This is a genomic window from Arsenicibacter rosenii (assembly GCF_001870735.1).
Lineage (GTDB): Bacteria > Bacteroidota > Bacteroidia > Cytophagales > Spirosomataceae > Arsenicibacter > Arsenicibacter rosenii.
Genome location: NZ_MORL01000008.1, coordinates 201,875 through 217,153 on the forward strand (window position 1 = coordinate 201,875; position 15,279 = coordinate 217,153).

A 15,279-nucleotide genomic window follows, 5' to 3' on the forward strand; every position below is an offset into this window, starting at 1 on the left:
TGTATATATCGTCAGATAGGAATTTACGTCGGACCACTCCGGCTACCCGGTGCCGAAGCGAAATGAGCCGCAAATATAGCCGTTTTTTCGGTAGGATAAAATCTCACCGTATTAATTTCTTGAATAACTGATGGATAAGTTGGTGAAATAAGCGTACAGCTTGTACAGTTGGCTTGTTTTTAACTAATTGCTATTCTAAATAAACCTTTTGTTTCCGCATAATCACGCATGAAAATACTTAATATCGATCAGATACACGCGCTTGATCAGTATACTATTCAACATGAACCGATCGCTCCGATTAACCTCATGGAACGCGCTGCCCAGGCCTTTGTTAACTGGTATGGCGTGCGTTTTTCATCGAACCGGCCCGTTAAGGTTTTCTGTGGTTTAGGCAACAACGGAGGCGATGGCATGGCCATTGCACGGTTGCTGATCCAGCTCGATTATCAGGTTGAGGTGTATGTGGTGCGCTACGCTCCGCGTGAATCCGACGATTTTGCCCATAACCACCGGCGATTAAAATTGCTTACAGCCCCCATCTACATCGAACAGCCTCATGATATTCCGGCGCTCCGGCACCATGAGATCGTGATTGATGCGATTCTGGGTTCGGGCCTGTCGCGCCCGACGGAGGGAATAATTAAAGAAGTGATCCAGGGGATCAACCGGTCTCCGGCTACGGTCATTGCCGTTGATATTGCCAGCGGCTTGTATGCCGACCAGCCCAATCAGGCAGAAGATATCATTATTGAACCGGATTATACCGTCACCTTTCAGCTGCCGAAGCTGGGGCTGCTGCTTCCCAAAAACGAACGGTTTGTCGGCGAATGGCATATTGTTAATGTCCAGCTCCATCAACGCTTTATCGACCAGGCCCCGACATCCTATTACTATACCATGCCGGAAGAGGCCCGGCTGCTGATCCGGAAACGGAACCGCCATGCAAACAAGGGGACATTCGGGCATGCGCTGCTTCTGGCGGGCAGTTATGGCAAGGTTGGCGCGGCTGTCCTGGCGGCCAAAGCCTGTTTACGCTCCGGTGTAGGGTTATTAACTGTCCAGACGCCTTTATGTGGTTACAGCGTCATACAAACGGCTGTCCCCGAAGCTATGTGTCTGCCGGATACCCATCCGTATGTCCTGACGGGGCATACCGAAGTCGATAACCTCCCCCCGAACAATTACGCCGCCATTGGCATCGGCCCGGGCATTGGTAAGGCGCCGGAAACACTGGCGATGCTCCGCGATATTCTGACTACGATCCGGAAACCGATGGTCATTGATGCAGATGCCCTGAATCTGCTCGCCGCTAACCGTGACCTGCTGGGCCTATTGCCCGAACGCAGTATTCTGACACCGCATCCGAAAGAATTTGAGCGGCTGACCCAGCGCTGGCAAAACGATTATGATAAACTGGAAATTCTTCAGGACTTCGCCCGCCGTTTCCGGATCGTGGTGGTATTGAAAGGTGCCCATACGGCTATCGCAACTCCTGAAGGTGACATTCACTTCAACTCAACCGGAAACCCCGGACTCAGCACCGGCGGTACCGGCGATGTGCTGACTGGGGTACTGACTGCTCTTCTGGCCCAGGGTTACGACCCGGTTGAAGCGGCGGTTCTGGGTGTTTTCAGCCATGGTCTGGCTGGTGATCATGCCGCAGACGCCCGCGGCCAGATTGGTATGGTGGCCTCTGATGTGATCGATTCATTACGTTGGGAGAACTAAGCCATACACCTATATATCAGCCCCTTACATTTATAACACTAAGGGGAGTGTAGAAATTTCTGCCACATCTGTAGGCTTTTTTCTACACTCCTCTCAATGCATCCCATCTACCAGCGAGTTCTTTTATGTCAGCAAGCCTCCCTCTGTAAAGCCTGCAACCGTATTTCTACCTGCATGCTAAATTCCGTAGTTGTACGCTAAAATATTTGCTTTGATGGCACAAATTTTGTCCCGTAGCAAATACTAAATCGATACGTATATATGAAAAATTTGGCGCAACGAGACTGGAGGAATAACCGCTCTTCGAAAAAAGCGGCGCAAGGTCTGGATCAGACTGTGGCATTGGGGGGAGTTACGCTGGCGTTATTCACCTATATCCTTTACCATTTCATTTACCCGTTACTATCCAAAGGTTTACTATGGTAGATTGATTACTACCGGAATAGCTGATATACAGCAAACGCTGACATATACGCCAGGCCCGTCATATACAGTAACTGTATGGCGGGCCATTTCCATTCTTTAGTCTCCCGATAAGTCGTTGCGATGGTACTCATACACATCATCGCAAATACGTAAAATACCAGTAATGAATAGGCTAAGGCTGGAGTATACATCACCCCGCCGGTCTCCGGATTCCGCTCAGCCTGTAGCCGTTCCCGAACGGTTGATTCGTCGTCTGCATCACTGCCCCCAATGCTGTAAATGGTAGCCATTGTTCCCACAAAGACCTCGCGGGCAGCAAACGAACTGAGCAGGGCAATTCCGATTTTCCAGTCGTAACCCAGTGGTTTAATAGCCGGTTCAATCACGTGGCCAAACCGGCCGGCATACGATGCCTCCAGCCGTTCCGAGGCTACATGCCCGTCGATGGCTGCTGCCGGCTGTCCGGCATACTGCTGACGGGCTTTTGCTTCGGCCTGATCCAGCGAATCGCCCGGGCCATAGCTGGCCAGCACCCAAAGCACAATTGAAATGGCAACAATAACCCGGCCTGCTTCCCAGACAAACGCCCGTACGCTCTCCCATACAGTCAGGCCCACGTGATTCCAGCGGGGCATTTTAAACGTCGGCAGTTCCATGATAAAGAAACTCCGTTCGTTTACCCGAAGCAGTTTCTTGAAGACCCATGCGGCCAATAAGGCTGCCACAAGACCAAGCAGGTATAAACCCATTAATACCAGGCCCTGCAGATTCAGGAAACCAAGCACATGCTGATCAGGTACGACCAGGGCAATCAAAATCGTATAAATCGGCAAACGGGCCGAACAGCTCATCAGCGGCGTGACCATAATGGTAATCAGACGCTCACGGCGGGTACCAATGCTGCGGGTCGCCATAATGGCCGGAACAGCACAGGCTACCCCGGAAATCAGCGGCACTACGCTCCGTCCGTTAAGGCCGAAGCGACGCATAATCCGGTCCATCAGAATCATTACCCGCGACATATATCCGGACTCCTCCAGGATAGAAATCAACAGAAATAAGGCTGCTATCTGCGGAATAAACACCAATACGCCACCAATACCGGCCAGAATACCATCCGTTAGTAAATCGGTGAAAGCCCCCGGGGGCAAACTTTCTTTCAGGGCGCCGTTCAGATAGGCTACTCCTTCGTCGATGGCATCCATGAAAGGCTGAGCCCAGGCAAAAATCGCCTGAAAAATCAGAAGCAGTATCAGCGCAAAGAAAATATACCCGCCTACCGGATGCATCAGAACACGGTCCATCTTCTGGCTCCATGTCGGCTGGTTTAGTGGCCGGCTGTCGGTTACCGCATCGGTCACCACTGCGGCAATCCGCTGATAGCGCTGAATGGTTTCTTTGGCCTGAAATTCGGTTTCGACAAACTGATGCTTATCAATAATTTCATCCAGACCGACCCGCTGTGACGGATTCAGAAACGAAAACCCGTCGTGCTGGATGATATATTGCAGCGCAAGGTAATTATTCGTAAGCCCGTACCGGGCCTTTGTATCATCAATTAAACCAGCCACATCCTGTGCCGGATCAAAGAAAAGGCGTTCAGGCAGCGTAGGCTGACGTAACTGACCGATAACTGCTTTTTTCAACAGATCAAGGCCTTCACCCGTACGGGCATTGACGCGGACAACCGGTACACCAAGCCGCATGGCCAGCTTTACGGCATTTACTTCCTGATGCTGCTGTTTGGCTACATCCAGCATATTCAGAGCCAGCACAACCGGAACCCCTAAATCGGTAATCTGGGTGAACAGCAGCAGGTTCCGGCGAATATTTGATGAATCGACGACAACAACGGCAACATCCGGATAATCCGGGTGAACGGGATTAGCCAGAATATCAGTTACAATCTGTTCGTCAGGAGATTTAGGGTAGATGGAGTAAACACCGGGGAGGTCAATGACGGTGGCCTCAGTCTGGACATCGAGCATGCAGGTACCCGACTTTTTGTCGACCGTTACGCCCGGGAAATTTCCGGTTTTCTGCCGTAAACCGGTTAACTGATTAAATAAGGAGGACTTTCCAGCGTTAGGATTACCAATTAAAGCTAATACAGGCGACGCTTTCAATGAATCTATCCGGGAAGACCTGGCCGGTTGTAGTCCGGCCGGTTCACGACTCGACATAATTACATTCCTTTACTCTACCAGAATCGTGGCAGCCTCAGACTTCCGCATCGATAAGCAGTAGCCTGATACATTTAAACAAATCGGATCACCAAGCGGAGCTTTGCAGTGTAAACATACCTCCGCACCAGGCAGACAACCCATTTCCAGCAACTTCAAAGACATCCATTGATCATTAAATGACTTAATGGTGGCTCTTTCTCCAATTTTCAGGTCAGCTACACTTCTTTTGCTCATGTTGGTAGTCAGTTGGTGTCCGTCAGGGTAAAAAATAAGCCTTAGAACTATTTAGACTCATTCAAATTAACGCAATTTTACGGCAGAAAGTTTGTTTTACCAAACTTTACCGGAATTATTCCTCCATGATCTTAATCAGTATGCCGGCAGGTATCTCCGCTGACCACAATCACCTGCGAAATCTCCCCCTACCGATTGCTTTTTGTCGTATTTTTGTAGTCAATAGTACCTAAAGCGGGTAACAAGTTTTAGGATAACGACTTTTGATACAGGGTCTATGCGACAGATCAGCGCATTAATGCGTAAAGAGTTTTTACTGGAATGGCGGCAGCGGTATGCACTCAATGGCATGCTCCTTTACATTGTAGGAGCCGTTTTTGTTTGTTATCTGAGTTTTAACGCCCGCCGGAATCTGCTGACTCCGATCGTCTGGAATACGCTGTTCTGGATTATCCTGCTTTTTTCTGCCATTAATGCCATTGCCAAAAGTTTTGTTCAGGAACGGGCCGGCCGGATGCTTTACTATTATACACTGGCCAGTCCGCAGCAGATTATCATTGCCAAAATTCTGTACAATACGGTTTTAATGCTGGTGCTGGCGGGGCTTGGCTTTGGGGTGTATGCCTTTGTGTTAGGGAATCCCGTCAACGATATTCCGTTGTATATAGCCGCTCTGGTTTTGGGCGCTATTGGCTTTGCAGGATCACTTACGCTGATTGCCGGTATTGCCTCTAAGGCAGAGAACTCAGCGACATTGATGGCCATTCTGAGTTTCCCGGTAGTTCTCCCGTTGCTGCTTATGCTGCTTCGCGTATCAAAAAATGCACTTGATGGGCTTGATCGTAGCGTAAGCTTAGATGAGGTCAGTATTTTGCTGGCGATTGATGCCATCGTACTGGCACTTTCATGGATGTTGTTTCCGTTTTTATGGCGGAGTTAATTTTTTCTTAGTTCTGATTTTGCAATAAAGTATATGCGCATTGCCTGGTGGAAAATTGTTAGCGTTGTAATCTTAACATACGTCATCTTTTGGGGGCTGATCGGAGGCGTTCCGCGGCAACCTATCCTGAACGAAAGTATCCGGAACGTATATTTTCACGTACCGCTTTGGTTCGGGATGATTATCCTGCTCTTAACCTCCATGATTTTCTCGGTCAGATACCTGCGGAATGGCCGGCCCGACGATGATCTTGTGGCGGTTGAGTTTGCTAATACGGCCATTCTGTTCGGTATACTGGGCTGTGCGACAGGATCGACCTGGGCCAGTTTTACCTGGGGCGACCCCTGGCCGAATGACCCGAAACTAAACGGTGTTGCCGTAGGCATGCTGCTTTATTTTGCCTACCTGATTCTGCGCGGCTCGTTCGATGATGAACAGCGCCGCGCACGGATTTCGGCGGTGTACAATATTTTTGCCTTTGCGGTCTTTATCCCGCTTATTTTCATCTTACCCCGTCTGACAGATTCCCTGCACCCCGGCAACGGCGGCAATCCTGCCTTTGGGCAATACGACATGGATAGCCAGATGCGTCTGGTGTTTTATCCGGCTGTGATTGGGTTTACGCTGCTGGGCGTCTGGATTACGGAAGTACGGGTGCGGCTACGCCGTATCCGCGCTGTGCTGGAAGCATAACCGGCGGAATGTTTTATTTTCTTTTTCTGTTTCACAAAATGTAACGAACTGTAGTATCTGGCTCATGTTTGTTACCCAAAAACATACAGTATGACGTTGTTATCAACAGTATCCCTACTTCAGGAGCAGGTCGAGATGGCTGATCAGCTCCGGGCCGACGGCAAAATCTGGGTCGTTGTGGCGGTAATAGCCCTCGTTTTCGCAGGTATTATCACGTATCTGATCCGGCTCGACCGGCAAGTAGGTAAGCTGGAAAAAGAGGTCAAGGAAACACAATCACAAAAATCAGCGGCACGGATTTCCTGATTTATTCCCTTTATTCTATTAAAACCATGAAAATCTCTCACATATTCGGCATTATCGTGATCGCCATTGCGATCGGTATTATCGTGTCTACTGCCGGCGACGCCAGTTCATACGTAACCTTTACGAAAGCGCAGGAAATGGCCAGCAATGGTGATAACGACATGATCCACGTCGTTGGTAAATTACAGAAAAATACCAGCGGCCAGGCAACAGATCTGATTTACGATCCGCAGATTGATCCGAACCACTTTGAGTTTACGCTGATCGATAATGAAAATAAACCCTGCAAGGTGATCTATAATGCCCCGAAACCACAGGACTTCGACCGCTCGGAACAGGTTGTTGTGATTGGCGCGATGCAGGGGAATCATTTTAAAGCAGATAAAATTCTGCTGAAGTGCCCGTCGAAATACCAGGAAAACAAACTGGAGACCAAAGAATACACAGCAAAAAAAGTTTAATGAGTGTATGACCGGATGGGCGGATTAGTCATGCTAATGCCTCATTCACACATCCACTGATTCATTCCATGTAAGCCTTATGCATACAACAATTGGTAATGTAGGTCATTTCTTTGTCATTCTGTCGTTTGTGACGGCACTGGTGTCGACGATTGCCTACTTCATTTCAGCACTCAACCGACAAGAAACCGCTGTAGTCCCGGCCGACGAAGAGCCGGAACTGGCTTATGCCTCGGCCGACGGTACGGTAGTGAAAACTTCCCGGCGAACAACTGCCAGGGCTGCTTCACCGGCCGCTTCTGCAACCGACAAAAACAGTGACGACTGGCGGAAACTGGCCCGCTGGTCGTTTTATGTTCATGCAGTAGCCATTCTCGGTGTCATTTACTGCCTGTTCTCCATTGTCTACAACCATTATTTCGAGTACCACTATGCGTGGAGTCATTCATCGCGGGCATTGCCGCTGAAATACATGATTTCGTGTTTCTGGGAAGGTCAGGAAGGAAGCTTCCTGCTTTGGCTTTTCTGGAATGCCTTGCTGGGAATCTGGCTGATCAATAGCAACAGTAAACAGTGGGAAGGTCCGATGATGACGGTGTTTGCCCTCGTACAGGCGTTCCTCGCGTCTATGATTCTGGGTGTGGTTTTCGGCGAGACCTTCAAGCTGGGCAGCTCGCCCTTCCTGCTGCTGAAAGAAGCGATTCCGGATGCACCTGTCTTTACCATGGATCCGAATTTTATTCCAAAGGATGGTAACGGTCTGAACCCACTCCTGCAAAATTACTGGATGGTGATTCACCCGCCGACCCTGTTCCTTGGCTTTGCCCTGACGCTGGTTCCGTTTGCGTACTGCATAGCCGGTCTGTGGCAAAATAAACCCCTCGACTGGATTCGTCCGGCTCTGCCATGGTCATCACTGGGCGCCCTGGTTCTGGGTGTTGGTATTATGATGGGCGGCTACTGGGCTTACGAAACGCTGAACTTCGGCGGCTACTGGAACTGGGACCCTGTCGAAAATGCGGTTTATGTACCGTGGCTCGTGCTGGTTGGTGCCATTCATACCATGCTGATTGCCCGCAAAAGCTCTACCGGACTAAAAACGGCCATTATCCTGACTATTACGCAGTTTTTGTTAGTGATTTATTCGACGTTCCTGGCACGGAGCGGTATCCTTGGTAATGCCTCGGTCCACTCGTTTACGGATCTGGGTCTGTCTGGTCAGCTCCTGATTTATCTGCTGGCATTCATTGCGCTTTCGGTAGCACTGATGGTCAGCAAATGGAAACTGATGCCAGGCGATGAGCAGGAAGTAGCCGTGTATAACAAGGAATTCTGGATTTTTGTCGGCGCAACGATTCTGTCACTGGCCGCTTTCCAGGTCATTGCCACAACGTCTATTCCGGTCTATAACAAAGTGGCCGAGCTGTTTGGTGTAGTATCGAACCTGGCGCTTCCCGCCGATCAGGCAGCCCACTACAATAAATTTCAGATCTGGTTTTTCGTTGCGATTGCGATCCTGACCGGCATCGGCCAGTTCCTGTGGTGGCGTAAAATTGAAAAAGGTAATCTGAATGCCCTCGTTACGCCGGGTATCGTGACCCTGCTGATCAGTGCCGCCATCATTGCCCTGGCCAAAGTCGGTGACCCGATCTACATGGTTTTGCTGGTTTCGTCGGTTTTTGCGCTAGTGACCAATTCAACCATTATGATTGGCATTCTGAAAGGTAATTACAAACTTTCGGGCGGTGCCGTGGCGCATATTGGTCTGGCACTGATGCTGATCGGGGTGTTGTTTTCATCCGGTTATTCGCACGTGGTATCGCTCAACAACAGCGGTCTGCTGATTTCCCGTCAGGAAGAATTCACAAAGAACAACAACCGCGAAAATAAAGAAAACGTGTTGCTGTGGATGAACCAGCCGGAGAAAATGGATAACTACCAGCTGACCTACCGCGGCGAGCGTATCGAAATCCGGGACGTACCGGGTTATGTCCCACGCTCATGGGTGTCGGTCATTGAAGGCGATTTCCACGGTGTGGCGCAGCGGGATATTATCCAGAACGGGCAGGTATACCACAAAAAAGGCGATACCATGGCGGTTTATCCGGAAAATACTTATTACGAAGTAGAATACCGTGAGCCTGACGGCAAGATTTTCTCGCTCTATCCGCGCGCACAGGTAAACGAAAAAATGGGTTTACTGGCCTCGCCTGATATCAAGCGTAAAGCCGGCCGCGACCTGTACACCTACGTTTCGTCGATTCCGGATCCGGAACAAGGGGCCGAGTGGCAAAAGACAGAAACCTACAAGGTAGCGATCAAGGACACCTTTTTCCTCAACGACTATGTAGCGATTCTGGATAACGTCGTACGGACCAACGACATCGAGGGCATGACGCTCGGGCCGCAGGATGCAGCGGTAAAAGCCGTTGTACGGGTACTCGACAAAAATAAGGAGCATATCATTACCCCTGCTTTTATCATCAAGGACCGGGTTGTAGGCCGCAAAGCCGAAACCAACGAAGAACTGGGCCTTCGGATTCAGCTGAACGAAATTGACCCGACTACGGGCCGGTTCACGTTTGCCGTCAACCGTACCCAGCGGAAGTGGATTGTGATGAAAGCGCTTGAGAAACCATACATTAACCTGTTATGGATTGGTACGCTGATTGTCGTGCTCGGCTTTGGCCTATCAACCGTCCGTCGTTACCGTGATTTCTCTAAAATGAGGCTGCGGGATTAACGAATGGGCAATGTAAAATGAATAATAGTTAATGAATAATGGACAATGGTTGATGAATAATGAATGCTTTGGGGTTTAGCCGGTGCATTCCTTCCATTATTCATTTTACATTGTTCATTATTCATTTTACATTGTTCATTATCCATTTCACATTGCTCATTATTCATTTAAACAAGCATTGGGTACGGCAGAACATTCGGGCGCCGTACCCGTTTTTATGTATTGCTGCTTACAGATCATGAAACTGAAAGATACCGTTCTGCTCTCACTGGCCATTGGCAGTTTCTTACTTTGGGTGCTTGAAATCCGCCGGACAAATAACTTTGCGGACAGCTATCCGTTTTTGATGCTGGCACTGGCATTTTTACTGGCGTTTCAATTTGTCCGCGTGAAGCGTCGTCAGGAAAATAAAGAAGTCTCGCCAACGATTAAGGACATGGCTGAGCGTAAAAAGAAGAAGAAAAAATAATTCCCTCCTATGGAATACGGCTTATTGCTGGGTGCTTTTCTGGCGTTGATTCTGGCAGGCTTTTTCTCCGCAGTTGAGACAGCCTACGCCTCGGTAAACCGCTTGTATTTCGAACTACAACGAAAAAACAGCCCGCTGGGAGAAAAACTGGTCTACGGTTTCCTCAAAAAACCAATCTTATTCGTTGGCACAACGCTGACCGGTAACACGCTTTTTCTGGTGCTGTACGCCGTTTTTGGTGTATTGGCCCTTGATCCGGTTCTGGTGTCGGTTCTGCCCGATAACTACGACAACCCAGCCATTGTTATCTTGCTGGAAACCATTATACTGACCACTTTTTTTCTGCCATTTGCCGATTATCTGCCCAAAAGCCTGGCCCTGATTCACCCGGATGCCTTCATGGAACGCCTGGCGATCCCGATCTGGGTCATTTATCAGGCCATTGCTCCGATTGTACGGTTGCTGGTTGGCACGGCACGGTTGTTTATCCGCTATATTCTGCGACAAAAATCACCGGAGATCAAACCGGTTTTCGGGCTTACAGACTTAAACCATTATCTCCAGCAGGTTAATCAGAAGGTATCACCTGAAGAGGAAATTGAGGTAGATACCCGTATTCTGAACAATGCCATTGAGTTTAAGGATGTACGGGTACGGGATTGCCTCGTGCCACGCCGGGAAGTGTGTGCCGTAGATGTTGAAGATACGCTGGATGAACTCCGGAAAGCGTTTCAGGAAAGCGGCCACTCGAAAATTCTGGTTTATCGTGACAATATTGACGATGTGATCGGTTATTGCCATGCCCTGGCTCTCTTCAAAAAGCCGTCCTCTATTGCCAGTATCCTGACCCCGATTCTGACGATTCCGGAAACGATGCCCGCCAACGACCTGTTGATACGGTTTCTTTCCGAACGGAAAAGCATTGCGCTGGTCGTTGATGAGTTCGGCGGTACAGCCGGCATCATTACTGTAGAAGATATCGTGGAACAGATTTTCGGCGAGATTCAGGACGAATTTGACGCCAACGAAGACTGGGTAGAGCGGCAACTCGACGAACATACGTGGTTGCTGAGTGCGCGCCATGAAATAGACTACCTGAACGAAACCTACGGCTGGGACATTCCGGAAGGTGATTACGACACACTTGGCGGATTGATTCTGGCCGTAAATGAAGACCTGCCGGCTACCGGCGAAATCATTGACTTTGCCCCGTTTGTCTTTACCATCGATTCCATGGACGGCACCCGCATCAATACCGTCAAGGTCTATGTAAACAACTTGTTGTAGAGACGCAAAATATTGCGTCTCTGCATGCGCCAGCTTTCTGTAACCAAAAAATGAGACGCAAAATATTGCGTCTTTACACGACCTTTTCCAGCATTTGAATATACATGCCGATGCCTTCTTCGATTTCGTGCAGGTAGATAAATTCATCGGCCGTATGCGAACGCTCTGAATGGCCGGGGCCACATTTCAGCGACGGACAGTCAAGCAATGCCTGATCTGAAGTAGTCGGTGAACCGTACGGTTTACGCCCCATCGCTATACCGGCCTGAATAATCGGATGGTCAACCGGAATGCTCGACGGCTTCAGCCGGATCGAACGCGGATTGACCTCTGAAGCAATGTTTTCGCGGATAATGGCAATTACCTCTTCAAGGGTATATTGCTCGGTCACCCGCACATCAACCGTAAAGGTACAGGCATCCGGCACCACGTTATGCTGCGTACCGGCGTTGATAATGGTTACCGACATTTTTACCGGTCCCAGTGTCGGCGATACTTTCGGAAACTGGTAGGTTGTCAGCCAGTTGATATCCTGAATCGCTTTGTAGATAGCATTTTCGCCTTCGTTGCGGGCGGCATGTCCTGATCGGCCGCGTGCCGTACAGTCCAGCACCAATAAGCCTTTTTCTGCTACCGCCAGATGCATCTCGGTAGGCTCACCAACAATAGCGAAACTGATCGGCGGCAGATCATCGACAATCAGCTCAAGGCCATCCCGGCCCGAAATTTCTTCTTCGGCCGAAATCGCCAGCATGACATTGTAGCTCAGATCGGCACGATCATAAAAGTAGCAGAACGTCGCAATCAGGGAAACCAGACACCCGCCGGCATCGTTACTGCCCAGCCCGTACAGTTTGCCATCACGGACAATTGGCGCAAAGGGGTCAAGGGTCCATGATTTATTCGGCTTCACCGTATCATGATGAGAGTTCAGCAAAACCGTTGGTTTGGTCGGGTCAAAGTGCAGATTATACGCCCAGATATTATTTTTTTTACGCTGAAAAGGAATGTTTTGATCAGTCAGAAACGCTTCGAGCAGCAGGGCCGTCCGGTCCTCTTCACGGCTAAACGAAGGCGTAGCAATCAGGCGTTTAAGCAGCTCAATAGCGGCTTCTGTTAAGACGGCCTGACGGGAAGATATATCAGTTAACAGAGACATAATTTGTGGGCATTGTTAGTCAAAGATACCTATTCTTCACGGAATTTCACCCCGCGCTCCCTTAGAAAGTTCTTAATAACATCGACATGGACACATTGCCCGACATTCAGAAACGGGTAGTTAGACACCTTTGCTTTACGCCCGTTTACCAGTACTTCACGATCTTCAATGTCAAAGCCAAGATGTAAATGCCGGGTCGAACTCTGAAGCCCGTATATCACTCCGTTTATATCAAATAAAGGTCCGCCGCTTTGCCCGCGTAACCCCGGCGTACTGATTTCGACTCCCGAAATACCGGGCATATTCTGTTCGGAAATCAAACGGGTAACGATGCCATCGATCGGAAAGGGAGGCGAACTTGACCGTCCCTCCGCCGTCCACTCAATATCGTCAATCATGGGATTAAACCGGAAATTCGTAAAGTCAGGAAAAGGATATCCTAACCGGCATAAACTGCGTCCGGGTTTTATCTTGCTGCTGTCTTTCAAAAAGCGGGCATGAGACTGATACAGGATCTGATTGTATCCCAGAAAACGGATCAGCGCCAGATCAACATGGGGGTGCATGTCTACTTTCAGCTCAGAAAACGTATCCACACAGTTGTGAAAGTTGTTGCGGATACGGACCATGCTTTCCGGCCGGAGCTTATACTTTTCCTCAAGTTTCGATAAATGTTTGCCATAATGGCCGTCTTTTACCAAATGACGCCGTTCGCCCAGAAAATCAAGGTAATTCCGGTAAATACTGTCAGCGGTTACGATTAATTCAGCAACGTGTTTACAGGTGATGGCACACGCTTCGTCGTTAACAAAAAAAAGGGTGGCACTGCCGGGAATGATTTCACTGTGACCGTACAGACGAATAATCGAATGCAAAGGCCGCGTGAACTGATTAATGCGCTCAATAGCGTCTACAAACATACAGTAATGGTAAGTCGATAATGGTCTGTTATACCACAAACATACAACCAACCGCATCATCCACCAACACTGTCTGTTATTCTTTATATGGTCGTCGGTTCAATTATTGGTTTGAGGAGTCCCGTGTACCCGGCGGCCCCGAACCAGTTGAGTCATAAACCTGACCGTTTGTTTGCTCAACGCGGCGTTTGCTGGCTGTCGATGTATCGTCAACAGCGGCTGGCTCCGCACGGCTGGTCGTATCAGTATACACGCCGTTGGTGCTGTCCCGGGGCTGCCGGCATTTCTGAATGGCCAGGCCGGCGACCACTATCGCCCCAAAAACCAATATCCGGCAAAACCAGCGATTATTCTGTTGCCCCCGTTCGCCTTCCGTACGTTTCGGGATATTCGGGTTCAGAGGGGAGTTTTCTAAATGGCCGACGCCCTGCATCGCTTCCGGCGGATGCTCCCTGATAGTCGTGCCGTTGATACCTAAAAAAGCCGGCATGGACTCCATACCGGCGCGCAACCCTGCCAGGATATATGGCACCTGACCTGCCATCAGTGAAGACAAATGGACCTACGCCAGTTCCAGGGTTTTGGGTATATTAACCGGTGCAATCCGCTGCGTCCGGGCACGCATGACGGCAATGGCTTCTGCCTCATCGCGGAACGCCCCGTTGATGTTTACCATATGACTGGCCAATACATCATAACGCTTATTCATCAGGTAATAAAAAACCTTCAGAAAGTCGAGCCCGTCAAAAACAATCGCCTGATTCTGCACATACTTATCGGCCGTCTTCAGAAAAAAAGAAGGGTGCTCGGTCCAGTGCATGGCCGGCCGGTAATGGTGGCTAATGTGATAGCCATCGTTCCAGCACTTATGATTGTATTTCACATTGATACAGGTAATGCTGTTCCGGTAAGGATTATTCGGGTCATTGGCATCCACAAAGGCATGCTGGGTAAAATTACCGACCATGGCCACAAACCGATAGATCAGGAACGGTATGATAAACACCACCATTGTTGCGGCGAGGTTAACAAAACAAAGCACTGCAACCATCGCCAGAAAGCAGAATTCGCCCAGCAATGCCCTGTATAAGAGCTTGATCCGGTTTTTCTTTTTCAGATAAGCAGCCAGCTCGGCAATACCGAAAAAGAAAAAGTCACCAAAATAGGCCATAAAACTCCGGAAGCTGTCGCGCTGATACGCCATGGTACTGCTTTCATCCGGATCAATGTTGTTTTCGGGATGGTGCATGCCAATGTGATGGCTGAAGTAGGTCTCCGGTGTCTGCCCGAAAAACAAACTGATTACCCACGTCAGGTGGTAGTTCATCCATTTATATTCCGGTTTAAATAACGGCCGGTGGCTGGTACAATGCAGCATTAGTCCATATGGACCTTTGAAAACCAGATTATTCAGTACCAGATAACCCGTTGCCAGCAACGCCCAGAGCCATCCGTTAATGAATGGCAGAAACAGCAGTACGGCCAGCGGAATAAGAGTGAAGGTTAGTTTGACGATCAGGTAAGCAAAGGGCAGGTCGCGTTCGTCTTTAATAAAACGGAGATAGAAGCGGTCGAGGGCAGTATGGGGTTTGGGAGAGAAGGTCGGGTCGTGAATCGTTCCAAGTTGCTTCATGCAGGCTCAGTTTAGGGGTCGAACAATCGGGTATATATCATAAACGGCAATAAGCGCCTGCGAATTGCCGTTTATCAAACATATCGATTTA

14 protein-coding genes are annotated in these 15,279 nt (G+C 49.3%); 8 read left to right on the forward strand and 6 right to left on the reverse strand.

The genetic code is table 11. The features are described from left to right. Positions 1-228: 228 nt before the first annotated feature. Entirely contained in the window at positions 229-1,731 is a 1,503-nt protein-coding gene (locus BLX24_RS16595; RefSeq protein ID WP_071504282.1) for a bifunctional ADP-dependent NAD(P)H-hydrate dehydratase/NAD(P)H-hydrate epimerase, read from the forward strand. Positions 1,732-2,165: 434 nt separating this feature from the next. Here BLX24_RS16595 and feoB read toward each other — a convergent pair whose 3' ends face one another. Beyond that, a complete protein-coding gene (gene feoB / locus BLX24_RS16600) occupies positions 2,166-4,340 on the reverse strand; it encodes a ferrous iron transport protein B (protein WP_083422019.1) in 2,175 nt (724 codons plus the stop codon). A 12-nt stretch (positions 4,341-4,352) separates the two neighbouring features. After that, positions 4,353-4,577 (reverse strand): FeoA family protein, encoded by a 225-nt coding sequence (locus tag BLX24_RS31735; RefSeq protein ID WP_083422020.1) that lies wholly within the window; start codon positions 4,575-4,577, stop codon positions 4,353-4,355. Positions 4,578-4,854: 277 nt separating this feature from the next. On the opposite strand from BLX24_RS31735, the gene BLX24_RS16605 reads away from it, so the two are divergent. The 7 genes from BLX24_RS16605 to BLX24_RS16635 all read left to right on the forward strand — a co-directional run bounded on the left by BLX24_RS16605 (position 4,855) and on the right by BLX24_RS16635 (position 11,476). Beyond that, entirely contained in the window at positions 4,855-5,517 is a 663-nt protein-coding gene (locus BLX24_RS16605; protein ID WP_143092701.1) for a heme exporter protein CcmB, read from the forward strand. A gap of 33 nt (positions 5,518-5,550) precedes the next feature. Further along, positions 5,551-6,210: a cytochrome c biogenesis protein CcsA gene (gene ccsA / locus BLX24_RS16610; RefSeq protein ID WP_071504285.1), complete on the forward strand. Its 660-nt coding sequence runs from the start codon at positions 5,551-5,553 to the stop codon at positions 6,208-6,210. A gap of 90 nt (positions 6,211-6,300) precedes the next feature. Then, positions 6,301-6,516 carry a CcmD family protein gene (locus tag BLX24_RS16615; RefSeq protein WP_071504286.1) on the forward strand — a complete coding sequence of 72 codons (216 nt, stop codon included), beginning with the start codon at positions 6,301-6,303 and terminating at the stop codon, positions 6,514-6,516. A 26-nt stretch (positions 6,517-6,542) separates the two neighbouring features. Further along, on the forward strand, positions 6,543-6,977 hold the full coding sequence (locus BLX24_RS16620; protein WP_071504287.1) for a cytochrome c maturation protein CcmE domain-containing protein: 435 nt from the start codon (positions 6,543-6,545) through the stop codon (positions 6,975-6,977). A 79-nt stretch (positions 6,978-7,056) separates the two neighbouring features. After that, positions 7,057-9,720, forward strand: a complete 2,664-nt coding sequence (gene ccsA, locus BLX24_RS16625; RefSeq protein WP_071504288.1) for a cytochrome c biogenesis protein CcsA — start codon at positions 7,057-7,059, stop codon at positions 9,718-9,720. A 238-nt stretch (positions 9,721-9,958) separates the two neighbouring features. After that, a complete protein-coding gene (locus BLX24_RS16630) occupies positions 9,959-10,189 on the forward strand; it encodes a hypothetical protein (RefSeq protein ID WP_071504362.1) in 231 nt (76 codons plus the stop codon). 9 nt (positions 10,190-10,198) lie between these two features. Next, the gene (locus BLX24_RS16635) at positions 10,199-11,476 is read left to right on the forward strand and encodes a hemolysin family protein (RefSeq protein ID WP_071504289.1); all 1,278 of its coding nucleotides are present in this window, start codon (positions 10,199-10,201) and stop codon (positions 11,474-11,476) included. A gap of 73 nt (positions 11,477-11,549) precedes the next feature. Here BLX24_RS16635 and BLX24_RS16640 read toward each other — a convergent pair whose 3' ends face one another. From BLX24_RS16640 to BLX24_RS16655, 4 genes are all read right to left on the reverse strand, one after another. After that, on the reverse strand, positions 11,550-12,635 hold the full coding sequence (locus tag BLX24_RS16640; RefSeq protein ID WP_071504290.1) for a M20 family metallo-hydrolase: 1,086 nt from the start codon (positions 12,633-12,635) through the stop codon (positions 11,550-11,552). Between the two features lie 29 nt (positions 12,636-12,664). Next, entirely contained in the window at positions 12,665-13,555 is an 891-nt protein-coding gene (locus BLX24_RS16645) for a trypsin-like peptidase domain-containing protein (RefSeq protein WP_071504291.1), read from the reverse strand. A gap of 103 nt (positions 13,556-13,658) precedes the next feature. Then, entirely contained in the window at positions 13,659-14,099 is a 441-nt protein-coding gene (locus tag BLX24_RS16650) for a hypothetical protein (protein ID WP_071504292.1), read from the reverse strand. An 18-nt stretch (positions 14,100-14,117) separates the two neighbouring features. Further along, the gene (locus tag BLX24_RS16655) at positions 14,118-15,188 is read right to left on the reverse strand and encodes a fatty acid desaturase family protein (RefSeq protein WP_071504293.1); all 1,071 of its coding nucleotides are present in this window, start codon (positions 15,186-15,188) and stop codon (positions 14,118-14,120) included. Between the last annotated feature and the right edge of the window lie 91 nt (positions 15,189-15,279).